The 24,944-nt window shown below is 62.5% G+C and carries 25 protein-coding genes; 19 read left to right on the forward strand and 6 right to left on the reverse strand.

Annotation, left to right across the window (positions count from 1 at the left end; genetic code table 11):
• Positions 1 to 17: 17 nt before the first annotated feature.
• Positions 18 to 896, reverse strand: coding sequence for a LysR family transcriptional regulator (locus tag C8J46_RS09245; protein ID WP_132737835.1), 879 nt, complete (start codon positions 894 to 896; stop codon positions 18 to 20).
• A 93-nt stretch (positions 897 to 989) separates the two neighbouring features.
• Here C8J46_RS09245 and C8J46_RS09250 point away from each other — a divergent pair, with 93 nt between their 5' ends.
• From C8J46_RS09250 to C8J46_RS09285, 8 genes are all read left to right on the forward strand, one after another.
• Entirely contained in the window at positions 990 to 2,159 is a 1,170-nt protein-coding gene (locus tag C8J46_RS09250) for an isovaleryl-CoA dehydrogenase (protein ID WP_207894141.1), read from the forward strand.
• Positions 2,159 to 3,754: a carboxyl transferase domain-containing protein gene (locus tag C8J46_RS09255; RefSeq protein ID WP_132737841.1), complete on the forward strand. Its 1,596-nt coding sequence runs from the start codon at positions 2,159 to 2,161 to the stop codon at positions 3,752 to 3,754. The genes C8J46_RS09250 and C8J46_RS09255 overlap by 1 nt, the downstream gene beginning before the upstream one ends.
• Positions 3,755 to 3,759: 5 nt before the next feature.
• A complete protein-coding gene (locus tag C8J46_RS09260; RefSeq protein WP_165886499.1) occupies positions 3,760 to 4,035 on the forward strand; it encodes a barstar family protein in 276 nt (91 codons plus the stop codon).
• A 2-nt stretch (positions 4,036 to 4,037) separates the two neighbouring features.
• Positions 4,038 to 5,909 (forward strand): biotin carboxylase N-terminal domain-containing protein, encoded by a 1,872-nt coding sequence (locus C8J46_RS09265; protein WP_132737847.1) that lies wholly within the window; start codon positions 4,038 to 4,040, stop codon positions 5,907 to 5,909.
• The gene (locus C8J46_RS09270) at positions 5,909 to 6,361 is read left to right on the forward strand and encodes a MaoC family dehydratase (protein ID WP_132737850.1); all 453 of its coding nucleotides are present in this window, start codon (positions 5,909 to 5,911) and stop codon (positions 6,359 to 6,361) included. Before C8J46_RS09265 ends, C8J46_RS09270 begins: the two co-directional genes overlap by 1 nt.
• The gene (locus C8J46_RS09275; RefSeq protein ID WP_132737852.1) at positions 6,358 to 7,200 is read left to right on the forward strand and encodes a CoA ester lyase; all 843 of its coding nucleotides are present in this window, start codon (positions 6,358 to 6,360) and stop codon (positions 7,198 to 7,200) included. Before C8J46_RS09270 ends, C8J46_RS09275 begins: the two co-directional genes overlap by 4 nt.
• Positions 7,201 to 7,888: 688 nt before the next feature.
• Positions 7,889 to 10,405 (forward strand): MobA/MobL family protein, encoded by a 2,517-nt coding sequence (locus C8J46_RS09280; RefSeq protein ID WP_132737855.1) that lies wholly within the window; start codon positions 7,889 to 7,891, stop codon positions 10,403 to 10,405.
• Between the two features lie 141 nt (positions 10,406 to 10,546).
• Complete coding sequence (locus tag C8J46_RS09285; RefSeq protein WP_132737858.1) at positions 10,547 to 11,188, forward strand: hypothetical protein; 642 nt, start codon at positions 10,547 to 10,549, stop codon at positions 11,186 to 11,188.
• Between the two features lie 57 nt (positions 11,189 to 11,245).
• On the opposite strand, the gene C8J46_RS09290 is transcribed toward C8J46_RS09285, so the two are convergent.
• The 3 genes from C8J46_RS09290 to C8J46_RS09295 all read right to left on the reverse strand — a co-directional run bounded on the left by C8J46_RS09290 (position 11,246) and on the right by C8J46_RS09295 (position 12,328).
• A complete protein-coding gene (locus C8J46_RS09290) occupies positions 11,246 to 11,575 on the reverse strand; it encodes a hypothetical protein (RefSeq protein WP_132737861.1) in 330 nt (109 codons plus the stop codon).
• 180 nt (positions 11,576 to 11,755) lie between these two features.
• Complete coding sequence (locus C8J46_RS20785; RefSeq protein WP_165886500.1) at positions 11,756 to 11,908, reverse strand: hypothetical protein; 153 nt, start codon at positions 11,906 to 11,908, stop codon at positions 11,756 to 11,758.
• 135 nt (positions 11,909 to 12,043) lie between these two features.
• On the reverse strand, positions 12,044 to 12,328 hold the full coding sequence (locus C8J46_RS09295; protein ID WP_132737864.1) for a hypothetical protein: 285 nt from the start codon (positions 12,326 to 12,328) through the stop codon (positions 12,044 to 12,046).
• A gap of 403 nt (positions 12,329 to 12,731) precedes the next feature.
• Here C8J46_RS09295 and C8J46_RS09300 point away from each other — a divergent pair, with 403 nt between their 5' ends.
• The 4 genes from C8J46_RS09300 (at position 12,732) to C8J46_RS09315 (ending at position 14,197) form a co-directional block, all read left to right on the forward strand.
• The gene (locus tag C8J46_RS09300) at positions 12,732 to 13,007 is read left to right on the forward strand and encodes a hypothetical protein (protein WP_132737867.1); all 276 of its coding nucleotides are present in this window, start codon (positions 12,732 to 12,734) and stop codon (positions 13,005 to 13,007) included.
• Positions 13,008 to 13,118: 111 nt separating this feature from the next.
• The gene (locus C8J46_RS09305; RefSeq protein WP_132737870.1) at positions 13,119 to 13,640 is read left to right on the forward strand and encodes a hypothetical protein; all 522 of its coding nucleotides are present in this window, start codon (positions 13,119 to 13,121) and stop codon (positions 13,638 to 13,640) included.
• Positions 13,641 to 13,695: 55 nt separating this feature from the next.
• On the forward strand, positions 13,696 to 13,902 hold the full coding sequence (locus C8J46_RS09310) for a hypothetical protein (protein WP_165886501.1): 207 nt from the start codon (positions 13,696 to 13,698) through the stop codon (positions 13,900 to 13,902).
• 16 nt (positions 13,903 to 13,918) lie between these two features.
• Positions 13,919 to 14,197, forward strand: a complete 279-nt coding sequence (locus C8J46_RS09315) for a hypothetical protein (RefSeq protein ID WP_132737876.1) — start codon at positions 13,919 to 13,921, stop codon at positions 14,195 to 14,197.
• A gap of 45 nt (positions 14,198 to 14,242) precedes the next feature.
• Here C8J46_RS09315 and C8J46_RS09320 read toward each other — a convergent pair whose 3' ends face one another.
• Entirely contained in the window at positions 14,243 to 15,172 is a 930-nt protein-coding gene (locus C8J46_RS09320) for a DNA N-6-adenine-methyltransferase (RefSeq protein ID WP_347812378.1), read from the reverse strand.
• A gap of 653 nt (positions 15,173 to 15,825) precedes the next feature.
• Between C8J46_RS09320 and C8J46_RS09325 the strand changes: the two genes are divergently transcribed.
• Entirely contained in the window at positions 15,826 to 17,187 is a 1,362-nt protein-coding gene (locus C8J46_RS09325) for a type II restriction endonuclease (protein WP_132737882.1), read from the forward strand.
• On the opposite strand, the gene C8J46_RS09330 is transcribed toward C8J46_RS09325, so the two are convergent.
• Positions 17,188 to 18,141, reverse strand: coding sequence for an HNH endonuclease (locus C8J46_RS09330; RefSeq protein WP_165886502.1), 954 nt, complete (start codon positions 18,139 to 18,141; stop codon positions 17,188 to 17,190).
• A 232-nt stretch (positions 18,142 to 18,373) separates the two neighbouring features.
• Here C8J46_RS09330 and dcm point away from each other — a divergent pair, with 232 nt between their 5' ends.
• The 6 genes from dcm to C8J46_RS09360 all read left to right on the forward strand — a co-directional run bounded on the left by dcm (position 18,374) and on the right by C8J46_RS09360 (position 24,868).
• Positions 18,374 to 19,597 (forward strand): DNA (cytosine-5-)-methyltransferase, encoded by a 1,224-nt coding sequence (dcm, locus tag C8J46_RS09335; protein ID WP_132737888.1) that lies wholly within the window; start codon positions 18,374 to 18,376, stop codon positions 19,595 to 19,597.
• Between the two features lie 3 nt (positions 19,598 to 19,600).
• The gene (locus C8J46_RS09340; protein ID WP_132737891.1) at positions 19,601 to 20,053 is read left to right on the forward strand and encodes a very short patch repair endonuclease; all 453 of its coding nucleotides are present in this window, start codon (positions 19,601 to 19,603) and stop codon (positions 20,051 to 20,053) included.
• Between the two features lie 102 nt (positions 20,054 to 20,155).
• Positions 20,156 to 21,802, forward strand: coding sequence for an ATP-binding protein (locus C8J46_RS09345; protein ID WP_132737894.1), 1,647 nt, complete (start codon positions 20,156 to 20,158; stop codon positions 21,800 to 21,802).
• A complete protein-coding gene (locus C8J46_RS09350) occupies positions 21,802 to 22,614 on the forward strand; it encodes an HNH endonuclease (RefSeq protein WP_132737897.1) in 813 nt (270 codons plus the stop codon). The genes C8J46_RS09345 and C8J46_RS09350 overlap by 1 nt, the downstream gene beginning before the upstream one ends.
• Entirely contained in the window at positions 22,611 to 24,443 is a 1,833-nt protein-coding gene (locus C8J46_RS09355; RefSeq protein WP_243643296.1) for a DEAD/DEAH box helicase, read from the forward strand. The genes C8J46_RS09350 and C8J46_RS09355 overlap by 4 nt, the downstream gene beginning before the upstream one ends.
• Entirely contained in the window at positions 24,440 to 24,868 is a 429-nt protein-coding gene (locus C8J46_RS09360) for an EcoRII N-terminal effector-binding domain-containing protein (protein WP_132737900.1), read from the forward strand. Before C8J46_RS09355 ends, C8J46_RS09360 begins: the two co-directional genes overlap by 4 nt.
• The last annotated feature ends 76 nt before the right edge of the window (positions 24,869 to 24,944 follow it).

Consider the following 24,944-nt stretch of genomic DNA (forward strand, 5'->3'; position numbering starts at 1 on the left):
GCGCGACCTGCCGATAGTCAGCGCGTTTCGTCGGGATGAACCGCTGCGACCAGCGCCGTGATCGTGGGGGATTGCGCGAGCTCGTTCGGGTCGGCGTGCGGGGCGAAGACGAGGCCGATGTCGCGGGTGAAGTCGAAGCCCTCAAGATGTGCGCGGACGATGCCGGGCTCGCCGAAACAGTCGGGCATCACCGTGATGCCGAGGCCGGCGCGGACATAGCTCAGCGCCTTGTCGTCGCTGGTCGTGCGCGACGCGAACACCGGGCGCACGCCCCGCGTCGTAAAGAAGCGGCTGGTCTCGGGCAGCAGTTCGCAGTGGCGACGGACGATCATCGGATCGTTGCCGAGTTCCTCTGCACGGATCACGTCGCGACCCGCGAACGGGTGCGCGGTGCCGAGAGCGAGGCTGTAGCCCTCGGTAAAGAGCCGTTGGCTGGCGTAATCGTCGCCATCGCGCAGTAGCATCAGCGCGACGTCGATCCGGCCGCGTGCGAGCCGCTCGCGCAGGTCGCGCTCCTTGCCCTCGACGATCTCGATCTGGCTGCCTGCACCGCGCGACCGATGCTCGCGCATAAAACCCTCGATCCAGCGGCGCGGCGTCGTCGCCAGCACGCCGAGCCGCAGCGTCTGCTGGGTTGGCGTGCCGATCACCTCGCGCTCGGCAGCGGCGAAGGTCGCCTCGATCGTGCGGGCATGGGAGACCAGCCGCGCGCCGGCATCGGTCAGCGCGACGCGCCGGTTGGTGCGGTTGAACAGCGGGTGGCCCAGCGCGGTTTCGAGCTTGGCGATCCCGACCGACAAAGTAGGCTGCGACACGTTGCAGGCCGCCGCCGCCCGCGAGAAGTTGCCGGTATCGATGACGGATAGGAAATACCGCAGATGATAGCGATCGATCATAGACATTATCTATAGCGTTGATCGCGATCTTTCAATTTTCCAGCGATCGGGCGATCCCGTACATGGTCGGCAAAAGATCGACAGGAGATGATGATGGCAGACCTGAATTTCGGGCTCGGCGAGATGGCCGACACGATCCGCGACACCACGCGGCGGTTCGCGCTCGACCGGATCGAGCCGATCGCGGCGCGCATCGATGCCGAGGACAGTTTTCCCCGCGAGCTATGGCCCGAAATGGGCGCGCTCGGGCTGCATGGCATCACCGTCGAGGAAAAGGATGGCGGGCTCGGGCTTGGCTATCTCGAGCATCTGATCGCGTGCGAGGAGATCAGCCGGTCGTCCGCATCGGTCGGGCTCAGCTATGGCGCGCATTCGAACCTGTGCGTCAACCAGATCCGCCGCTGGGGGTCGCCCGAGCAGAAGGCGAAATACCTGCCCAAGCTGATCTCCGGCGAGCATGTCGGCAGCCTTGCCATGTCGGAAGCGGGCGCGGGCTCGGACGTCGTGTCGATGAAGCTGCGCGCGGACAAGGTCGATGGCGGCTGGCGGCTCAACGGCACCAAGTTCTGGATCACCAACGCGACCTATGCTGACACGCTGGTCGTGTACGCCAAGACGATCCCCGACGCCGGATCGAAGGGCATCACCGCGTTCCTGATCGAGAAGGATTTCGCGGGCTTCTCGATCGGGCAGAAGATCGACAAGGTCGGGATGCGCGGATCGCCGACTGCCGAGTTGGTGTTCGACGATTGCTTCGTGGCGGAGAGCCAAGTGATGGGCCCGCTCAACGGCGGCGTCGGCGTGCTGATGTCGGGGCTGGATTATGAGCGCGTGGTGCTGTCAGGCATCCAGCTCGGGATCATGCAGGCCTGTCTCGACGTGGTGCTGCCCTATGTTCGCGAGCGGAAGCAGTTCGGGCGGCCGATCGGCGAATTCCAGCTGATGCAGGCGAAGATCGCGGACATGTACGTCGCGCTCAATTCGTCGCGTGCGTACGTCTATGCGGTCGCCAAGGCGTGCGACGCGGGCCAGACGACGCGGTTCGATGCGGCGGGGTGTATCCTGCTGGCGTCCGAGAACGCGGTGAAGGTCGCGAACGAGGCGATCCAGGCGCTGGGCGGTGCGGGCTATACCAAGGACTGGCCGGTCGAGCGCTATTGGCGCGACGCCAAGCTGCTCGATATCGGTGCGGGGACGAACGAGGTCCGCCGGATGCTGGTCGGGCGCGAGCTGATCGGCCACGACGCGCCTAAGGCCCAGTAATGCCGACGCTCACGACACAGGTCGATGCGACGTCCGAGGCGTTCCAGGCGAACGCCGCGCATAACCGGGCGCTGGCGGAGACGCTGCGCGCAACCATCGCGAAGACCGCCTTGGGTGGGTCGGAACAGCATCGTGCGCGGCATGTGTCACGCGGGAAGCTGTTGCCGCGCGACCGCGTCGAGCGGTTGCTCGATCCGGGTTCGCCGTTCCTGGAGGTCGGTGCGCTGGCGTCGAACGGCATGTACGACGACGGCGCCCCCGGTGCGGGGATGATCGCCGGGATCGGTCGCGTGTCGGGGCGCGAGTGCATGATCGTCGCGAACGACGCCACCGTGAAGGGCGGCGCCTATTATCCGATGACCGTGAAGAAGCATCTGCGCGCGCAGGAGATCGCGCGCGAAAACCGGCTGCCGTGCATCTATCTGGTCGACAGCGGCGGCGCCAATCTGCCGCATCAGGCGGAGGTGTTTCCCGACCGCGATCACTTCGGCCGGATCTTCTTCAACCAGGCGCAGATGTCTGCCGAGGGCATCGCGCAGATCGCCTGCGTGATGGGAAGCTGCACCGCGGGCGGTGCCTATGTGCCGGCGATGTCGGACGAGAGCGTCATCGTCCGCAACCAGGGCACGATCTTCCTCGCCGGGCCGCCGCTGGTGAAGGCGGCCACGGGCGAGGTGATCTCGGCCGAGGAACTGGGCGGCGCGGAAACGCATGGCCGCAAGTCGGGCGTGGTCGATCATGTCGCGGAGAATGACGAGCACGCGCTGCTGATCGTCCGCGATATCGTCGCGACGCTCAACCATCCGAAGACCGTCGACATCGAGATCGCCGCGCCGCGCGCGCCCAAATACGATCCGGCGGAGCTGTACGGTATCGTGCCGCAGGACGTTCGCGCACCCTATGACGTGCGCGAGGTGATCGCGCGGATCGTCGACGGCTCGGAGTTCCACGAGTTCAAGGCGTTATACGGCACCACGTTGGTGTGCGGATTCGCGAAGATCTGGGGCATGCCGGTCGCGATCCTCGCCAACAACGGCGTGTTGTTTTCGGAGTCGGCTCTTAAGGGCGCCCATTTCATCGAACTCGCCTGCCAGCGCCGCATCCCCCTGCTGTTCCTCCAGAACATCTCCGGCTTCATGGTCGGCGGCAAATACGAGGCGGAGGGGATCGCCAAGAACGGCGCCAAGCTGGTGACCGCGGTGGCGACCGCGTCGGTGCCCAAGATCACGGTGTTGATCGGCGGCAGCTTCGGCGCGGGCAATTACGGGATGTGCGGGCGTGCGTTTGCCCCGCGTTTCCTGTTCACCTGGCCCAATGCGCGTATCTCGGTGATGGGCGGCGAGCAGGCCGCGAGCGTGCTGGCGACCGTCCACCGCGACGCGGACAGCTGGACGCCTGAGCAGGCCGAGGCCTTCAAGGCGCCGGTCCGCCAGAAATACGAGGACGAGGGCAATCCCTATTACGCCACCGCGCGGCTGTGGGACGACGGTATCATCGACCCCGCGCAGACCCGCGATGTGCTCGGTCTCGCCCTTTCCGCCACGCTGAACGCGCCGATCCCCGAGCGCGCGCAGTTCGGCCTGTTCCGGATGTGATGGGCATGGACCTGACCATCGACGGCGCGACGGTTGCCGACGAGGCCGCCTTCCATACGCTGATCCGCGAGGCATCGGGCGTTGAGTGGTATGGCGGCAGTCTCGACGCGTTGTTCGACCTGCTCGTAGCCGTCGTCGCGCCGCCGATCCGCCTGCACATCGTCAACGCCGCAGCAGCGCGCGCGACGATCGGCGCGCGGTTCGACCGTATCGTCACCGTCATCCTGGACGCGGTCGCCGAACGTGGCACCGACGCCGTCGCCCTGCGACTGGAGAGTTAAGCATGATCCAGAGTCTCCTTATCGCCAATCGCGGCGAGATCGCCCGCCGCATCATCCGCACCGCACGACGGCTCGGCATCCGCACGATCGCGGTGCATTCCGACGTCGACGCCGGCATGCCGTTCGTGCGCGAGGCCGACGAGGCGGTGTGCATCGGCACCGCGGCGGCGACCGACAGCTATCTGCGGCAGGACCGCCTGCTGCAGGCGGCGCGCACCACCGGTGCGGAGGCGATCCACCCCGGCTACGGCTTCCTGTCGGAGAATGCCGAGTTCGCCGAGAGCGTGATCGCTGCCGGTCTTGTGTGGGTCGGTGCGCCGCCCGCCGCGATCCGCGCGATGGGGCTGAAGGACGCCGCCAAGGAGCGGATGATCGCCGCGGGGGTGCCCGTCACGCCGGGTTATCTCGGGGCGGACCAGTCACCTGAGCGCCTGCAAGCAGAGGCCGACGCGATCGGCTATCCGGTGCTCATCAAGGCAGTGGCGGGCGGCGGTGGCAAGGGCATGCGCAAGGTCGATGCCGCGGCCGACTTCGCCGAGATGCTGGAGAGCTGCAAGCGCGAAGCCGCCGCGTCGTTCGGCAACACGCAGGTGCTGATCGAGAAATACATCCTCTCGCCGCGCCACATCGAGGTGCAGGTGTTCGGCGATACGCACGGGCAGGCGGTCCATCTGTTCGAGCGCGACTGTTCGCTGCAACGCCGCCACCAGAAGGTGATCGAGGAAGCCCCCGCACCCGGCATGGACGATGCGACGCGCGCCGCGGTCTGCGAGGCGGCCGTGAAGGCGGCGCGTGCGGTCGACTATGTCGGCGCGGGAACGATCGAGTTCATCGCCGACGGATCGGACGGCCTGCGCGCCGACCGGATCTGGTTCATGGAGATGAACACCCGGCTCCAGGTCGAGCATCCGGTGACCGAGGCGATCACCGGGCAGGACCTGGTCGAGTGGCAGTTGCGCGTCGCGAGCGGCGAACCTCTGCCGAAGCGACAGGACGAGCTGTCGATCACCGGCTGGGCGATGGAAGCGCGGCTTTATGCGGAGAACCCGAGCACGGGGTTCCTGCCGTCGACCGGCCCGCTCGACCGGCTGCGCTTTCCGGACGGCGTCCGGATCGACAGCGGTGTCGAGCAAGGGGGCGAGGTCACGCCCTATTACGACCCGATGATCGCAAAGCTGATCGTCCACGGCGCGACCCGCGGCGAAGCTGCAGCCAAGCTTGCGTCGGCGGCGCGCGGCACGCAGGTCTGGCCGGTCAGGACCAACGCCGCCTTCCTCGCGCGTGCCGCGGCGCATCCCGATTTCGTCGCGGGGCGGGTCGATACCGGGTTCATCGAGCGTCATGTCGATGCGCTGATCCCGGCGGCAGAGCCTTCGCCGGCTGTGCTGGCGGCGGCGGCGGCGGCGATCCTGCCTGCCGTGACCGGCGATCCCTGGACCAGCCTGCGTGGGTTCCGCACCAATGCGGCGCCGTCCTCGCAGGTCGCAGTCGAGGTCGCGGGCAAGCCGTATCTGGTGACCGGCGACCAGGCGTCGGCGGCGGTCGTTGCGGACGGCGTGCTGTTCCTCGACGGCGAGGCGTGGCCGTTCGGTCCGCGCCGTGCCGACCACATCGCCGGTGCGGGCGAGGGCGATGGCGCGATCCTGGCGCCCATGCCAGGCCGGGTTATCGCGGTGCTGGTCGAGGCCGGGCAGGCGGTGACCAAGGGCCAGCGGATGCTGGTGCTCGAGGCGATGAAGATGGAGCAGGCGTTGCTCGCGCCGTTCGATGGCGTCGTCGCGGAACTGAAGGTAACCGAAGGCGCGCAGGTATCCGAAGGCACGATGCTCGCGCGCATCGACAAGTTGGTGCCGAGCAACGGGGAGAGCGAATGATGGCCGGGCGTTTCTACGACGACTGGGCGGTCGGCGACACGATCGTCCACGAAATCCGTCGCACCGTGACCGAGACCGACAATCTGCTGTTCACGGTGATGACGCACAACCCGCAGCCTTTGCACCTCGATGCCGAGGCCGCGCGCGCGAGCGAGTTCGGCCAAATCCTGGTCAACGGTACCTTCACCTTTGCGCTGATGGTCGGGCTGTCGGTGGGCGACACCACGCTCGGCACGCTGGTCGCCAACCTAGGCTACGACAAGCTCGTGATGCCGAAGCCGGTGTTCATCGGCGACACGCTGCGCGCCGAGACCGAGGTGCATGCGCTCAAGGAGAGCCGGTCGCGACCCGATGCGGGGATCGTCACGTTCGCGCACCGCCTGCTCAACCAGCGCGACGAGATCGTGTGCCAGTGCCTGCGCAGCGCGCTGATCAAGCGGTCGCCGGCATGAGGTTGCGATCGCTGCTGTTCGTGCCCGGCGATCGGCCCGAGCGGTTCGACAAGGCCGCGGCGAGTGGTGCCGACGCGCTGATCCTCGACCTAGAGGATTCGGTGGCGGCATCGGCCAAGGACGCCGCGCGAGCGGCGGTCGCGGCGCGGTTGCGCACGGAGCGGGGTGGGGTCGCGGTCTTCGTTCGGATCAACCCGCTCGATACCGATCTGAGCAGCGAAGACCTCGTGGCGCTGCGCGGCCTCTCGCCGGACGCAATCGTGCTGCCCAAGGCGGAAGGGGCGGCCAGCGTTCGCTTGCTTGCAGAGCGGCTAACCGAGGGAGGGATCGACGCGCCGATCCTGCCGATCGCAACCGAGACCCCGGCCGCGATCTTCCAACTCGGCAGCTATGCTGGGTGTGGCGTGGCGCTCGCCGGGCTGACCTGGGGGGCGGAGGACCTGCCCGCCGCGATTGGCGCGGCAACCTCGCGTGAGGACGATGGCCGCTATACCGCGCCGTATGAGATGGTGCGGTCGCTGGCGCTGTTCGGCGCGCATGCGGCGGGGGTACCGGCGATCGAGACGGTCTACCCCGCGTTTCGCGATGTGGAGGGGCTGGCGGCATATGCAAAGCGCGCGGCGCGCGATGGTTTCACGGGCATGATGGCGATCCACCCGGCGCAGGTGGCGACGATCAACGCGGCGTTTACGCCCGATGCGGCGCAGATCGCACATGCGCACGCGATCGTCGCTGCCTTCGCTGCACAACCGGAGGCAGGCGCATTGCAGGTCGATGGTCGGATGGTGGACGCACCACATCTAAAGCAGGCACGCCGGATACTCGACCGCGCAACGTAGACGGCACGATTCCCGTGCGGTCGCGGCATGTCCTTGACAGTAATGCGCGAAGCCGCCCGCCAGAAAACCGGGGGCAAAATCATTCCGCGGTCGAGGGCAACCGCTCTAAATTCACTCACCAAAATCAGCTGTTTTCAGCCGATGGTGACCCCTACGGGAGGCGTTGATCCAGCGTGAAAAGCACGTATTTCTGCGGTTTTCGGGGGTTGCTTGCCCATCGGTTTGGACACACGGGCTGTATCCATGTGTGGCATCATTTCAACCTGCCATGGGCAAGCCGTCAAGCCATAATATACAAATCCTAGGCGGTGCCTTCGCCGGGGTTTATCGGCAGTATGTCGAGAGTCGGAAGGGCGCGGACGATCTTCATCGTCTCCAAGCTCACCGTGAAATCCAACATGACCTTCATAGCGGCGATGGCCCCAGATGTCAGGGATTGCTCGCGCCGATAAGCTGGCAAGACCAAGCCTCTAACGGGGGATTGAGGAAATCGGGTTCATTGTGACTGAGGAGGAGGAAATTTCAGGCGCAACAACGCAAATTGGCGGAAATGCCGCCAATTTGCCAATGCGCGCGCTCGTTTTTAGCGGTCGAGCGCGGTGTCCTCCAGCCGCAGGCGGCTTCCGGAAGGCGGTTGAGGGTAGGGGGGGACTTGCCGGTGTCGGGTTCATGCCGGACACTGTAAGGCATGACCGGTCCTGGCCTGCCTGACGAACAGCCCGTTTTCTCGCACCATGTGCGGGCGTTGTTGGCGCGTCGGGCGCAGGCGGACCGAGACCTGGTGGGCGCGTCGTATCGTCGTGGAAGAAACCGGCAGGTGGAGGTCGATGGCAGACGACCAGGGGGCCCGGGCAGGGTGGAGGCGCTCGCCAGTGTCGTCGGCGTCGATTTCCACCAGCCCAGTCCGCTCAGGCGGCAAGCCCGGCAGAGCGGGGGCGGGCGGGTGCCGCACTTCGATATGAAGCCGATCGGCAAAAGCCATGTGCCGACGAGCAAGGGCGGAAAGGTTCACCACCGCTCCAAGGCAAAGGGCAGGGCGGAAAAGCATTTCGACTATCTGCGGGATGGCGCGAAGGTCACGATCGTCAGCCACCTCGACTATATCCAGCGCGATCATGCGGTCGCGGATCTGGCCGAGGACCTCGTCATCGACATGATCGACGAGCAGGTGATCCGGGCCGGGATGAATGCCCGTGCCATCGTCTCGAACATCCCCGGCAGCCCCGAGCGCCAGCGGTCGTTGTTCGTCGCGGCGGAGCGGTGCGAACGCGAGCCTAGGGTCCACCACCTGACCGCCTCGACCGCCAACGTCGCGATCTATGACCGGGTGGCGGGGTTCGCGAGCAGCCCGGCTTGGCTGCGCGACATGAGCGCGAGATTGAAGGTCGCGCGCCGTGAAGGCGAAGCCGAGGCGGCCGCCAGGGGGCGCCCCTTCGAGGACCAGCAGGTGGTCGTCGCCGACGTCACGCCCGAAGAGGCGTTCGAGCGGCTGACCTGGTGCGATCGGCATCCCTCGTTTCCGGCACCGGAATGGCAGCAGGGGCGCACCGGACGCAGTCACTATCGGTTCGTGCAGGAGCTTCCCATCGATGCCACGCCCCAGCAGCATGGCCAAATTCTGCGCGCGGCCGTGCAGATGCTCGCGACGGACGGCTGGATGGCGGTGGGGGTGATCCACCAGCCCGATCCGCACGGCGACAAGCGCAATGTCCACATCCATGTCGATGCCTACGATCGCCCGGCGCAGTGGCTGGAGGAGCATGGGGCCTGGGACTTCGAGGTCGTCGTGCGCAGGAACGGCAAGGACACGCGCTCCTATCGGCAAAAGAAGGTCAGCTATCGGGCGGAGCCCGACTCGAGCGGACGGCGCGCCAAGGTCGATACGGCGAAGCTCATGCGCGGGCGGTTCATCGACATCGTCAATGGGGTCATGGGCGAGGAGTGCTATCTTCACGGCACCTATAAGGAAAACGGCATCGAGCTGACCCCGCTCGAGCACATGGGCAATCGCGCGATGGCACATGAGCGGCGCGGACAGGCGACGGAAGTAGGTAGCCGCAACGCGCAGCGGATCGTGAATGACGAACTCGTCGCCTGCGAAATGAAGGCGGAAACGGCGAAGACTGTGCTGGCAAGGGACATGGCGCTGATCGTCCCCGCGGTCGGCGCCAACGCCGACGCGCTTGCCGCGGCTCGACGGTATGAGCGCGTGTCCCGCCGGCTGATCCAGCGTCGGCTCGACATGGAAGTGGCCGACGTCGTGGTGGCGGCCGCGCGGTCCCGTGCAGAGGCTGTGATCGCGACGCTGGTGCCGGAGCCCGGCCGCCGGATGAAGCCGCGCTCCGATGACGATGCGCTGCTGGCGGCGGCGCGGGCGCATCTCGCCTGGGTGGCGCGCCATTCGCCCTCGGACAATGAACGTGCGCTTGAGCGCAAACGGATCGCCCGGATCGAGGCGCAGGTCCGCGCCGCTTGGGACGAGGTAGCGGCGGCGATCGGCGGGAACGCATCGCATGACCCGGGGATCACCTATGTCTCGACGCGACCGGCACCTGGCGGGTCGCTGCCGCATCCTGATTATGAGGAGCAGGTCCGCGGGCGTCTGCGGCGGTGGCTGGGGCGTCACGGGCGCGATGAGGAGCGGCTGGTCTTTGCTGAAGATACGGTGCGCCTCCTACCGGACGTGCCGATGGCGATCGACCGGCTGATGCGCCAGTTTGGCGGCGAGGAGGAATTCCAGAACTGGCTGCGCGACGAGCAGGTGCGGCGAGCAGAGCAGGCCGTGACCAACGCCCGGCGCGAGCGCGACAAGCAGGCCGCGCAGCAGCGTGCCGATGCAGAACGCCGCGATCGACAGCCCGCGGAGCCGAGGGCAGTCGACATTGCCACCGCAACTCCTTCGCCGCAGACCCGGGCGCAACCGCAACGCGTAGATTCCGCTTCTGCCGATCGGCGCGATGCCCGGCCGCTTGATCTACGGTCAAAGGATCAATCCGCCGCGATCAAGGTCGATGCCGGCCGTCCTGGTGAAACACGTCGCCGCCCCGGACCGGGGCCGGAGCGGGGGGAGAAACGTCGCCGGCACGAGCAGCACCCCCCCGTACGACTGGACAAGCCGAAAGGGCCGCCGCCCACCATCCGCAGCAAGGGCCCCAATGACGACCCGCCCATCCCGTGGCCAGATCCTCGCGGCCACGGACGTTGAGGAAGGGCTTCTAGCCAGGAGCGATCATTGGCTAGCGTGAAGGAGAAAGGATGAGGGCCTGTCGGCTGCACCATGATGGTGAAAAACTGACCCTGGCGACGCGTGAGCAGCCCCGCGTCGCCTGAAGACGGAAATACCCTGATGAAGACCAAGAAGACGGCCGTGACGACGACGTGGCAGAGCCCGGCGCAAGTGATGGACACGCTCTACGATGTCCGCGAACCCGGCTGTGACGGTGTCGGCTTCGCGCTGCTGCGTCCCCGCGCGAAGCAGAAGGCGAACAGCGTCGTGGCGCTGATCGGCGCGAAGCTGTCGCCGATCAAACCGGCGGCCAGCGCGCCGACGACGTCGTGCGGCATGCCGGTGACCGCGCGCGACCACCGGTTTGTGCTGGCGCGCGGCGTCGCCGACACCACGCTCACGCGGCTGCTGGAGGATTACGACGCGGCGGTGCGCCCCCACCAGCGCCTGCTGGCAGCGGTCATCACCGTGCGCGGTGACGAGGACATGCCCGCGCACGATCTGCTCGACATGGCCGCGACCTACGCCACCATCCATCTGGCGCGCGGACGCCGGCTGACCAGCGTGGTCGCGCTTCATACGCCGGGCGATGAACTGAGCAGGGCTATGCCCCACGCGCATATCTGCATCCTCGCCCGCCAGCATGCCCCGAGCGGCTGGCTCGCCGAGCATGAGGATCTGACCGACACCGCACACGGCCTGTGGGCGGAAGAATGGGCAGCGTTCCGCGCCGGCTGGGAGCGGATCGCGGCGGCGGCATGACCGTGTCGACGGGGCGGCTGGCGCCGCCCCGTCTGCCATGCCTGTGTGATAGTGGCGTCAGAATGACGACTTGGCCGGCGTGCCGCCGCCGGCAGCGCGCTGCAGCTGCGCCTGCCATGCGCGTTCCGCGTTGCTGCCTGCCATCAGAATCAGCCTGGCCTTATGGTAGACGTCTTCCTGGGCATGCAGGGCGGGTTTGGCGGCTCCATAGGCCGACCGGCACGGCTCGCCCGCACTGCACCAGGTCAGATCGAGGGGAAGCTGTGGTGAAGCGGCGCGGGTCGGCGCGCCATAGCGTTGCGTCAGCTGCGCCCGGATCTGCGCACCCGTGCGCCCCGCCATCGGCGCCTCGTATTTGACGACCTTGACCTCGGCGCCCGACGGCACCGGCCGGAACTCGACGATCAGTGCCTCGTTGCCCTTGCTCGCCTGAATAGTGGCGAGCCCGGTGCGCGGCAGGTCGAACGAGGAGGCGCCGCGCTGCTGCCGCTTCTGCTCCTCGACGGTCGTTGCCCAGTCGCGCCCCGGGAAGGTCTCGACCTTCCAGCCATCACGGGCGAGCGCGGCCTACACTTCGGGCGCCGGCATGCCGATCCGAACGCCTGCGATGGTCAGCGGCTTGGCGGCCGCCCTAGTCTGCGCGACGGCATCCTGTTCGGCGACGGACGCCGATCCGCAGGCAGCGAGCAACGCCAAAGCGGCGGCGGTGATTCTCGTCATCATGATATGTCCTTGTTCAATGGACGTGTGTCTTCGTTCGCCGGGAGGCATCCCGACGTGGCAAGTCGATGGTGGAGGTTTATTATTGGAGAGCTGACGCCGCAGCGGGCGGTGAGCGAGCCCGGAACGTGCGGATCATCCTGGCACCGGCGTGGCAAAGTCTGCCCTGCTGCGGATACCGGCGATGGGGACGGCGTACACGGTGTGAGCGCTGCTGAGACGTAGCGACCGGCGGGGATCGGAGTTGGTGGACCAGCCGAGTTCGACATCACACTCGGCTGCGGCCGGCGTCAGGTCGATGTTTGCGGTGCGCGTGCTGACCCCGTCGCCGCCGTCGGACGCGGCGAGCAGCAGTCCGCCCGATAAGACCGGTCCTGAGGGATGCGTCGAGCGCCAGCGCCGGCGATAATCTTCAATCATGCGCACCACCCGTGTTCGGCGATGCACAGGCTCGTCCAGCCGGCGGCACCGCCCATGGAACGAGGCGGTGCCGGCCCGTGAGCCGGAAGTTGGAAACTCGCTATTAGACGAGCGCGGACACCTTTAGGCCCGAAGGCCTTGGACATACGCGTCCGCCTCCCGGCCGAAACTGGTTCGGGCCGGGCGTTCGGCTACCAATAGCGAGGTTTCCACGCCTCGGTCCGCCTGCTGGCGAACAGGCTATCCATATTCCGGTCCGGTTAACGAACCAAGTGCTGTTATGCGGATGGAGCGGTGCGTGTGCCTAAATGCGCATCAGACCTACGCAGGGCGCATCCAGGAATCCCAAGAGAGACGGACGTCTAGCCGCCGCCAGCGTGAATGATCCGCTGGAGGAAAGAAGATGAAGCGACACCGATTTCCCTGGGTGTTCTGCCTGGCCGCAACGCTGCTGCTACTAAGCGCTGTCGCCGGACAGTGGTGGCAGCACCAGCCCGCTGGCGAGGTCGGTGTAGCCGTGCTGACGGTCATCGCCTCACACTGCCCGGCCGCCGTTGAGCGGCAATCCGGCAGGATCAGGGGTGCCGACAGCGCCCGCGCACTCGACCGCTGGGGCTTTGCACGAATGACTGAACTGGTCCGCCGCGATGGTCGCGATCGGTGCCGGCGGCAGGACTGAGGGAGAAGACGGTCGGGGCGAAGCGAAGCCCCTGACGAAAAATGAAATTCGAAGGGGGCCTGATCCGGACCGTGCCGGTCCGGGGATCACGCCAATACACGAAGGCCCCCCATGACGCCTATGATCCACGAAGCGCTGCCGACCGCGTCGGTCGCGCTCCTGAAGTATGTCCTCGCCGAGCTCGGACCCGACGAGCCCGAACCGCTGGGCGGCAACACGGGCCTGCCCGCCGGTGTCGAATGTCTGAAGCATAACCTCATTGTCGCTGTTACGCCGATCACGGCCGCCGGCCTGTTCGACCCGGCATTGCTGCGCTGCGCCGCCACGCGCTCGTGTGATGTCGTGCTGGTGCGCCATGGCTTTCACCCTGAGAGCATCGACCCGGTCCGCGTCGATATCGCGCTCCACTCGCTCAGCGGTCCGTTTCTCCTCACCGCCCTCAGCTTCTTCCGCCACCGCGACCGCAGCCTGCATCTCGTGCCCGACGGCTCCGGCCTGGGCGTGAAGATCGGCCGCGACGGTGCCGAGATCGCCAACGGCTCGCCGTGGGACAGCGCGTGGGATCGCGCCGCCGGACTGGAAAGCGCCGCTGCACAGATCGTGCTCGCCTGCCGCAGCAGGAACCGGGGTTGAGATGAGGAAGACGGGAAGCGGCTCCGATGCCGGGATGAAACAAGGAAGCGAAATGATGACCATGACCTACGACGCGTTCGAAACAGCCTATACCAAGGCGGTCGCCCGGTTGCTGCTCGGCAACCGCAAGCTGAAGGCGGGCGTCGTGCTCACCGGCGGTGGGCGGCTCGACCTGGAAAGGCAAGATCAGGCTCGGCCAGAAGGCACGAGCAAGGGAAACAGATGTGCTCCACCTGGAATACGGCCCAGGCGAGGATGGTAGGCACGCGCTCACCGGCATGATCGTCTTTCTGGTTCGCGAAGACATCTGCCACATCCAGAGCGATTGCCGGCTGTTCCTGTCGAAGGCAGCGACCCGCGGCCTCGTCCTGCCGCAATCCAGCGCCCGTGGCCACTTCCGTCTGGCCCCCGGCGAGATCCTCCACATCGATGGTAAGCCCGCTGGCGGCGTGACCGATGGCATTGCGCGCGCCGATGCCTGGCTCGCACACCAGCTGACGCTTGAAAGCGACGCCGTCGATGACGGTCGATACCAGGTCTGGTCGCAGGCGGCGTAACGGTGACAGCGACACCGACGATGGAACCGAGAGGGTCGACAATTATCACTCGGCGGGCGTCAGCGACCTGTGGCCTTGATCCCCAGATACCGCCCTGACGCTGCGGGCCAGCCAAAGCCCCGGGACCAGTTCTGCGTAACGGTTCTTCTGCTGGCACGTAGCGCCCAGTGTCAGGATCATCAGCGAGAACGGGGTATGCTGGCCCCTGCCTTGCGTATCGAGAAAGCGGACGCGCCCCCGCAGCAGATAGATGTCGGCATCCGCGCTCAGCGTCTCGTGAAACCAGGCAGAGTCGGTCCGGACCGGCACCAGGCAGACGACCGTCTCGACCTTGCCGGCACACCATTGATCATGGGCGCGTCGCAGCCACCGAAGGAGTTGCGAATATGGTGGATTAACGAAAGCGAACTTGCCCGACCATTCATCGACCAACCCGTCGCCGCCTTCGCTCAGCAGAATCCGGCGATGCGCGATGACCGGGCTGAGCAGATGGCCACACGGATCAAGATCGATCTCGCCGAACGCCGCGTAGATGCCCGCCATGAAGTCCGACGGGGTAAAGCGGCTATCGCGATCCTCCTTGTCGCCTTGTCCCCAATAGGATCGTTCGGGCGCGCGGCGACGGGCGGCCGGTGCGATTACGGCCAGCAGACGCAGCAGGCTGGCGACCGATCCGCCGCCTCGCTCGAGGCTGGCGATGGTGGTTGGTGACAGGCCGGTCTTTTCCGCCGCATCCCTCAGTGACATCGACCGCTTGCGCCGCTCCGCGCGCAATTGCTCGGGCAGCGTCTTGCCCGCTGCGATACCGGTCAGGCGAAAGTCCAGCGCTGCCATGGCGGCGATGAGGGTTGGCACCGAACCAACACCCTTCTCCAGCCGCTTGATGGTCTGGGTGTCGACGCCGATCCGGTCCGCCAGGGTCCGCTGTGACCAGCCAGACGCCCGGCGCGCATCGCGTAGTTCATGTATCAGAATATGATCCCGTTTGAGTTCACATCCTACGTGGCTAGCTGATGTCGCGTGGTATCGGCAAGGCCATCGCCTATCGGTGTGCGGAGCAGCTACTGGCCCACCCTGCTAGTGGATGCGGATTGTCCGCATTTCGGCAAAACTGGTGGATAGCGGCCCGTCCGCCTTCGAGTAGCCGACCGCAATATCGGCCGTTTGTTCAGCGAGCGGGGCAGGATGGCTTAAGCGCCCGCCGAGTGGGCAGCGGCCCGGCTTAATGTGGGGGGGGTGAACTTGCTCGACACACGCCACCCGACGAGCTGCCGGTCGCTGGTTTGTTTGCCTTGCCAAATGCAGACGCTACACGACGCGCCGGCAGCAGCAGATTGTCGGCGTCAGCAGCCGGTTTGCCGAGCGCGCTGAGGAGCTGCGTACCGATCTAGGCAAGCAGGGCGCCACTTAGGAGCTGAAGGAGCGGAGTCTAAGCAAAAGCTTCGATGGCCCCGCGAGTGCTGATACATCCGCTCCAACCTCGACGATGCCGCGCATCTTGCGCGGAGCGCACCATCAGGGGCGCAGAGCGGGAGCAGGGATCCCGGCGCATAATTCGCCTCGCCATAGCGAACTAGGTCGCCCGTCAAGGTAGGACACATCCGTTAGGTAGTGGTATATATGGACGCATGGAACCGACTGCTAATCTCTTTACTGCATTGACCAAGCGCGCCGATCAGATCCTGATCAAGAAGCTGTCCAACAATGACCGAGATTGGGCAAAGCCAAAGCTCGACGCCGATGGCCTCCCGGTGCCAGGCAAACGGATAAACAATCAAGGGGGGCCGTACATACCCCATGAGCAACGCGATTGCGGCTTCTTCCCACCTTTAAAACTCAAATCGCGGAAGGAGGCGGGTGATGATATTTGGGAATGCTTCGTAGAAACGCGTTGGCCGCAAATCACGCCGAATCTTTTCAGGAGCAGATTAGTTAATTATACAAGTAAGGGCCGCGAGACCCATTTTACGGGCATCCCGAAGAATGCGTTTTCTGACCTACTGCCCGCTTCCTTTCTCGTTATTGGGCAGGTGAATAACGATCATAACGTAGTATATGAATGTCTCACTATAGATTCGGACAGCGATGAGGCTGAGCTATTGGCCGAAGTGTTCGATATTACCCCTGATTTCTTGATCGGCATTTTCACTCCCGAGGCGATAAGACGCGAGGAGCGAGACCGCGTATTTGACTTTGCGGATCAGGTTATCCAAGCTTGGGCGGCTGGCATTATTGATGTGTTTGCACAGAAGAATGCTACGATGCCGGCTCCGATCGAGCTGGCTCGAATGGCGCGGCAAAAATGGCTTGCCGAGAATGGATGCGAGAAGCTCGATCCCTTCAATCTGGACAACCCGGGTGATGTCCTGCGACAAATCAGCCGTGGTGTTGAATGGGAGCTTTTCAAGGAATTTCAGCGTCGCGAACGGTCCGTTGAACTTGTCCGCTTAGTTCTTGGAGACGAAGCCGGCACTTACACCGCGGCAGATACGATTCGTAAATTGGTAGATAATTTTTCCGAGATAGATGCATTAATGCTTTCAGCAAGCCAGCAAAGAAAGTCACGCGCTGGATATTCTTATGAGTACCATATAGAAGCCATGCTTGCCGACGGTGCAATCCCTTTTGAAAAGCAGGTGATTATAGAAGCGAGGAAGCGGTCGGATTTTTTAATTCCGTCACTTGAGTGGGTAAATCAGGAACAATCCTTCACTTCTAACGGCTTTATCCTGAGCGCGAAAACTACTCTCCGAGAGCGCTGGAAGCAGGTTGAGCGCGAAAAGGGTACCCGCCGCTTGTTTCTCACGACAGTCGATGAGAACGTTGCAGGGAACGTGATAGGCGATATGGCCTCGATCGGTGTGCAGCTTGTTGTTCCAGAATCTCTCATCGAAGCTCGCGAAACCGAATACTCTGGTCATGTTAATGTCATGAGCTTTAAAGCATTCTGTGAAAGCCATGTAGCTCCGTATCTGCGTTTGTGGAGCTAATTAGCTATTCTTTTTAAAATAGTTCCAACGACTTTCAATAGCCGTCCTCGACGGCTTAGCGCAGAGATCAATTTGCAAACCACTCAAATGGGCGTACTCGGAATTTTTAAGATCGTCCGCAACATGCAATATAAATCTTGGATCAATACCAATCAAGTCAAGGTCGTATAGCGTGTGAAGATCGGCTCTCAGTAGCAGGCCATTTTGCACGTGATTATCCTCTTCGCCACGATACGGCCAGATGTGCGCTGCCTCGACAATTGCCATCACCGTACAGCCTGATAACGCGCACCTTGGTCCATATCGCTTTATAAGGCTGGTACGAAATTTCGCTTGGCCCCGCCGCCTCGCGATTGTAGCGAGAACTTTCTGTCTGCGATCTCCCAACTGCGGCATGTAGCCTTTGTCATCATCTTGGGCCACGCTCTCTGGGGCCATGCTTTGAAAAAAGTTTTGTAGTAGATAACGGGCCTGAGGAGCCGCCTCGATCACGTCTTCTGCAATCCGGGATGCATCGACCTCCTCTATAGACAATTGAAGGTTTGGCCGCCAAGCAGCGGCTCGCAATCTCTTTCCGGTTACTGCACCAGATGCCAGAATAAACTCTTTCTCGTAGAAAGCTTCATACAACACCACCTCACGAAGGCTTTGGGCAGGTTTATCGAAGACATGCCCCGACTCGCAGCGATAGGCCGGCGTTTGCCCGGCACGCTTGCGAATTTTTGCTTTCCCGCATTCCGGGCATTTCAGGAGAACCTTTTCGCCGGGTTTTGAGCTGATATGGTCAATGACTGAGACCCCGAGTAAGCCGTCCCGGTCCCGGATAAATACAAGGTCGCCTCGCTTAACTTTCCCACTGTTAGCGACGCCACTGTCGAACCTGTAAACAGACTTCGGTGAATCTAGGTATCCTGTGTTCCCGCCATGTTGACGCGGCCCCGCGATAGCAAGCATTGTCCATGATCGTGGCGCATCTCTTTGCATGAAAACCTTCTAGGCACGGGTTGGCGGCACACAGGTGCGCCTATCGAGTATGATCTCCTATCTCTCCGCATCTCTTAAGATCCCGGTACAGAGGTGGCCGGCTGGCCTTCCTGAAACGCAAGCGGCGAACAGGTCCGGAGTGCGGCTGGTTGGCATCTCGGTACTTCTATGCCATCATGTCACAAATTGACCCAGAGGCTACATGTATCAGAATGAGTTTTCCGCGCTTCGCGCGCAGGCCGGCATCAGTCTTGACGATCTGGCCGAGCGGCTGGGTTATTCCCCTCGTCAGGTTCGCCGCTGGGATAAGGGTGAAGGCGCGCCCCGTGAAGCGGCTTTAGCGTATCTGCGCAGCACCGTCGGCACTCCGGCTCAGCCGGATCAGGCGCATTTCAACTTCGTGGATATGTTCGCCGGGATTGGCGGGCTTCGCATGGGGTTCGACGCTATCGGCGGGCATTGCGTGTTCACCTCAGAGTGGAACAAGTTCGCTCAGCAGACCTATGCGGCGAACTTTCGTGACAACCATCCCCTAGATGGCGACATCACGAAGATCGATGCTGAGGACGTTCCCGATCACGATGTGCTGGTCGCGGGCTTCCCCTGTCAGCCCTTCTCGATTGCCGGGGTATCGAAAAAGAACTCCCTCGGTCGCCTGCATGGCTTTGCCTGCGAGGCGCAGGGTACGCTGTTCTTTGATGTCGCTCGCATTCTTAAGGAAAAGCGGCCTGCTGCCTTCCTGCTGGAGAACGTTAAAAATCTTCAAAGCCACGACAAGGGCAATACCTTCGCGGTCATTATGAAGACCCTCCGCGAGGAGCTGGGCTATCACGTCTGGGCGAAGGTGATCGACGCCAAACACTTCGTGCCGCAGCACCGGGAGCGAATCGTCATCGTCGGCTTCCGGGATGACGTGCCCTTTACCTGGGACGATCTCGATCTGCCGGAGAAGGGCAGCTTGAAGCTCGGCTCCATCCTCCATCCCGGCAAGGGCAAGGAGAAGCCCGAAGGACATTACACGCTCGGCGACGATGCCACCGTGAATCCCAAGTATACCCTTACGCCTAAGCTCTGGGCCTATCTTCAGAACTACGCCGCAAAGCATAAGGCTGCCGGGAACGGCTTCGGCTTCGGGCTGGTGACCAAGGACGATGTCGCCCGGACTCTCTCCGCACGCTACTACAAAGACGGCTCAGAAATCCTCGTGTTTCAGGGTAACCGGAAGAACCCGCGCCGCCTGACGCCGCGCGAGTGCGCCCGGCTGATGGGCTATCCCGATACTTTCCGCATCCCGGTATCCGACACGCAGTCCTATAAGCAGTTCGGCAACTCAGTGGCCGTGCCGGTTTTCCGTGAGGTTGCGCGCATCATGCTGCCGCACATTGCGGCGCTGGTTGAAGGAGCGAAGCTCCGCAAAGCTGCCTGAGCCGTGGCGGATGTTCACGACGCCGCCACGCGCAGCCGGAATATGGCGGCGATCAGGGGCAGCCATACCAAACCCGAGCTGACGATCAGGAAGGCGCTGCACGCGGCAGGCCTTCGCTACCGGCTGCATGCGAAAGACCTGCCAGGAAAACCCGACCTTGTCTTTCCGCGACACCGTGCAGCGGTCTTCGTCAACGGCTGCTTCTGGCATCAGCATGACTGCCACCTTTTTAGATGGCCTACGACCCGCGACGAGTTCTGGCGGACAAAGATCGGGCGGAACGTCGAGAACGATGCCCGCGCGACGGCCGCTCTCAGACAACTGGGCTGGCGTGTGGCGATCGTCTGGGAATGTGCTCTCAAGGGTAGGACCCGGCTCGACGAGAGAGGCGCTATGCAGGAGCTGGCGGCATGGATACGATCAGACGATTATTCGATGACGATCCGAGGGAGATAGCCAGAATGGACATCGATCATCCTTTGGCTGTGCCACGCGCGAAGCTTTGGCGCTCAGTCGTATTGACTGATAGTAATTAAAACTGAACGGGGGCACCGCTAAATGAACGACCTGACCAACCTGCCTGATCCATCAAGGCTGATCTTCGGACTTCGTGACACCGGTTATGACTTCAATACCGCTGCCGCAGATATCATCGACAATTCCATCGCGGCAGATGCGGAGCACATCAATATCCGTGTCGAGCTGCATGCCGACGGGCGCAAGTTCGTTATGTTTGGTGATGACGGCAAAGGCATGGACGAAGAAGCGCTCTTTGCAGCAATGCGTTACGGCGCCCCGGCGAGAGAGAACGCAAAGAGCCTTGGCAAGTTTGGCCTTGGCCTCAAAACGGCGTCCAGTTCGATCTGTCTGCGCTTCACGCTGATCTCGCGGAAGAGCGCGGACGTTCCGCTGTCCAAGCTGGCTTGGGATCTAGAACACGTTCAGGAAGAAAATCGGTGGGAGATGTTGCAGGAGCCCGTCACACGAGCCGAAGAGGATGCCTTCGACGAGCTGTGCGGAGATACAGGCACTCTTCTGATCTGGTCGAAATGCGATCGGCTGCTATCCAAAAATTACGCAGAGCCGGCCGGAGCGGCCGAAACCAAGGCCGTTAACAATCGCGTCAAGAAGCTTCGCGAGCATGTGGCGCTGGTCTTTCACCGCTTTCTCGATGAAAAGGACGCACGGTGCCGAAACGTCCGCATCGCCATAGATGAAGAAGTCGTATCGCCTTGGAACCCGTTCTATCCCCAGCGTTCAGTGCAGGCTCTTCCGGATAACGCCCGGGAGCTGAAGATCGAGCTGCCGGAAGGCTCGACCGAGACGGCGCATATGAATGCTTGGCTGCTTCCGCATGCCAAGGAAATGACTAAGAATGAGAACGATACCTATGCGAAGATTTCTAGTCGCGCGCAGGGCTTCTACATCTACCGTGAAGGACGCTTGATCCACAATGGCGGATGGCTGGGCGTTTTCCGGTCGGACGATCCTCACTACTCATTGCTCCGGGTCGAGTTCGACTTCGGACATGAGCTGGACGACGCCTTCAAGATCGACGTCAAGAAGTCGCGTATTCTATTCGATCCGGCGCTCGAAGATGCACTCAAAGAGCGCCTTGCGACGATCTATCGTGAGGCGGATCAGCGCTACCGGCGCAAAAAGAAGCAGCTTTCTTCTGAGCTTGAGGTCGATCACAGCGGATCGAATAACAGCATCAAGGATGCTAAGTTCACCAAAAAGCCTTCTGTTCAGACGGCCACACCGGGTGCACAGGACGCCGTCGTGAACAACAATCGCGGCGCTGGTATAAAGATCCACGTTCCCGTTCAGGCCAATGTCGATCCCGGTTCTGTCTATGTAGAGGCTGTCACGGACATCACCAGTGGCAGGCTATGGGAACCGGCCTTGCGTAGCGCCAGCAACACGGGCTTCACGACCGGTGTCCGCATCAATAGGCACCACGACTTCTATCAAAAGATTTATCTGAAAGCTGCCAGTCTCGGCTACGCAGTTGAAGGTATGGATATTCTTTTGTGGGCTTTTTCAGCTGCCGAGCAAAACAATACGGATGAAGAGCTTCAACCGATATTTGAGGATATCAGGCAGGAGATCTCCGGTAATCTGGAGAAGCTGCTACGGGACACGCCTCTGCCGACCGATACCGAGCTTGATGAGCTGTCGGAAAGCGCGGAAGATGTTGAATAATGATTCGAAACAAGTCGGATCTTCTGCGGGAGGAGGCATGGCGCGGTGTTGGAGCCGAGGTCGTGGCAACGCCTCATGAAGGCGGGTTACGATCGGGGCTCCGGCTTCACTTCGAAGGGTTCAGACCCGAGGAAGGGCCGCAGTTTTATATCAAGCCGTCCGGCCTCTCCCGCCATCTAGTCTCTATAGAGTTTGGCAAGTTTGCGAAGCCCTGCATAGTCCAGATGCAGGGAGCTTCTCTGGAGCGCCTCGAAGTCGCACGCGCCCTGATCCGGCAGATTGCAACCGCAAACGAGGTCTCGGTTGCTCCTCAGCAGAACCTCGACGACTGGTCGATCACCAGCTCCGACTTCAGCATCACGGTGTCCGCGCGCGAAATAGTTGATCCGCAGAGCGATCGGGCACTCAGCCAGACAGCACAATCGATTATCGTACCCCTCATGGCCGCAATGGCGGAACTGATTGGGTACGACCATGTAGAGGAAGAAGCCGCAGAGTTTGACGAGGAAGGACGGCTTCTGGAAAGCGTCGTGAAGAGACGCGAGCGGAGTCCCCGTAACCGGCTGCTCTGCCTATCGATCCACGGCAAACGGTGTGCTGTATGCCAGTTCTCCCCTCCAGACCTCTACGGTGCCGCTGGCGACATCATCGAGGTTCATCACATCGAACCTGTTGGTCAGCTCGAAGCCCCCCGGCGCTACAATCCGGCTACTGATCTCATTCCGTTATGCCCAAACTGCCATCGGGCGCTGCATACGCATCGTCCAGTGCCCTTGCTGCCAGATGATCTCCGGACGATGCTACAGACATGAACGAAGCGTCCGCTCCGTCCGGCATGTCCTATGATGAGATAGCACTCAACCCTCCCTCGGGCGTGGAAATCTCCAGCCGGGTGCTTGCCCCTGCGCTCGTAATTTCTCGCCGCTCCGATCGTTTTGTCGCCCGGCTTGGTGCACGACGGGTCATCCGAGGCGCCGAGCGCATCCTCTCGGCCAGTGATGTGACAAGCAACTGGGTAGTGGACGGGGCCATGATTTTCCCGCTCCCTAAGGATATCAGCTCGATTGCCGCAGAGGCGCTTACGGGGTGCGACCCTGAGAACCTGACCTTTCCGGATATTCTGAGGCTCGAACGAAATGCCGCAGAGACGCTGCCAGTAATCCGGAATATCGACAACTTGCGAACAGCCAACGAAGAGGCCGGGGCGGATGCGGAGAATGCGTCAGGCGACGTGCCGGGGCTTAACGCCACCCTCTACCCCTATCAGGCGGGGGGCGTCGCCTGGATGCACAGGATGCTCGATCATACCGGCGGAGTGATCCTTGCCGATGAGATGGGTCTCGGAAAAACCATCCAGATTATCGCGCTTTTTCTGCTCTCTCCGCCGGACCCGTTGTCTCCGGCGCTGATCGTCTGCCCCACGACCCTAATCGAGAACTGGGTTAGGGAGTTGCAAGGTTTCGCACCATCTCTCTCCGTCATGGTTCATCGGGGACCTGACCGGACCGGCTTTCATAAAGATCTGCAAAAGAAGCAGATCGTCATCACGACCTACGACACACTCGTGAATGACAATGTGATTTTTGCTGGGCTGGAGTGGTCCTTCGTCGTCTGTGATGAAGCCCAAGCCATTAAGAATCCGACCGCGAAGCGGCGCCTGGCTGTCGCACGCCTGCCCCGCCGCCGCACGATCCCAGTGACAGGCACACCTGTGGAAAACGGCCTGCTCGATCTCTGGTCACTCGTGGATATCGCCATTCCCGGTCTGCTCGGAGAACAGACGTACTTTGAAACCCGCTGGCCGGACGATATCGATGCAGCCCGGTCCCTTGCCACCGTCACCGATCCGTTCATTCTGAAACGGCAGGTCTCGGAAGTCGCCAAAGATCTGCCGGAGCGCATCGACATCGACGTGCCGCTGGAGCTCGGGGAGGAACTCGCAAAGCAGTACGATCAGGTCAGAAGCGATACCATGACGCGCTACCCAATCGCGGGCGCTCTCGTGGCAACAGGACAGCTTGCGCTCTTTTGCGCCCACCCTTGGCTTCGGGCAGAATCGACGACCACGCCAGACTGGGAAGACCACGTCATCATCGCGGAAGGAAGCGGGACGCCGCTCGTCACGCCGAAGATGGAGCGGCTCCTCGCCATCCTCGGCGAGGCGTTCGCCCGACGGAAGAAGGTACTCATATTCGCAAACTTTAATCAGTGCGGTCCTCTGATCCGTCAAGCCGCAGCAGGATTGTCGAAGGCATTCTGGGGTGCGATCAACGGGTCGACACCGCAGGCCGATCGTCAGGCAACGGTCGACCGGTTCTCAGAGCATGATGGTCCGGCTGTCCTTATCTTGAATCCACGAGCGGCCGGTGCAGGTCTCAACATAACGGCTGCCACGATCGTGATCCATTTCACGCAAGTGTGGAATCCTGCGCTTGAGAAGCAGGCAAGTGCTCGCGCCCATAGACGCGGGCAGACCGAGCCGGTTACAATCTACCGGCTTTTCTACGTCAACACAGTTGAGGAAGTGATGCTGGACCGGACACACTGGAAGTCGGAACTCGGGAATGAGGCTGTCCCCGTCAGCGTTCGCGACGGCACTGATCTTCAGCGAGCGCTTTCTGTCTCGCCGGTGCAGTCATGACGCAAGCACGATATGCGAAGCTGTTGAGCGCCAATGACACGGGCGAGACTGGCGGTCATCAGGCGGGCATTCTGGTGCCGAAAACCGATGCCGAGCTTCTCGCGTTCTTTCCTTTCCTTGATCCGGCGGTCAAAAATCCGGACGCATGGATCTGGTGTGAAGATGAGTTTGGAAAGAAGTGGAAGCTTCGCTACATCTATTATAATAACAAAATTCATGTGGCTGGCGGCACTCGCAATGAATACCGTATCACATGGATGACGGAGTACCTCCGTCTTAATTCGGCAAAAGCAGGTGACTCTGTCGTTTTAGAAGCTACCGAAGAGCCGGACGAATATAAGATTAAGATTATCAAACGAAATTCTCAGATTCTGGGAGGCTTGCCTCAGGTGATCAAACTCACGGGGTGGCGCAGAGTACATTAATCGCGCCATCTCGGTTTAATTGCTAAGGCGTCCATAGGTGTTTGATCTCACGGTTTGATGGTGAGATCCTTTCGTG

This window comes from Sphingomonas sp. PP-F2F-A104-K0414 (assembly GCF_004340945.1).
Taxonomy (GTDB): domain Bacteria; phylum Pseudomonadota; class Alphaproteobacteria; order Sphingomonadales; family Sphingomonadaceae; genus Sphingomonas.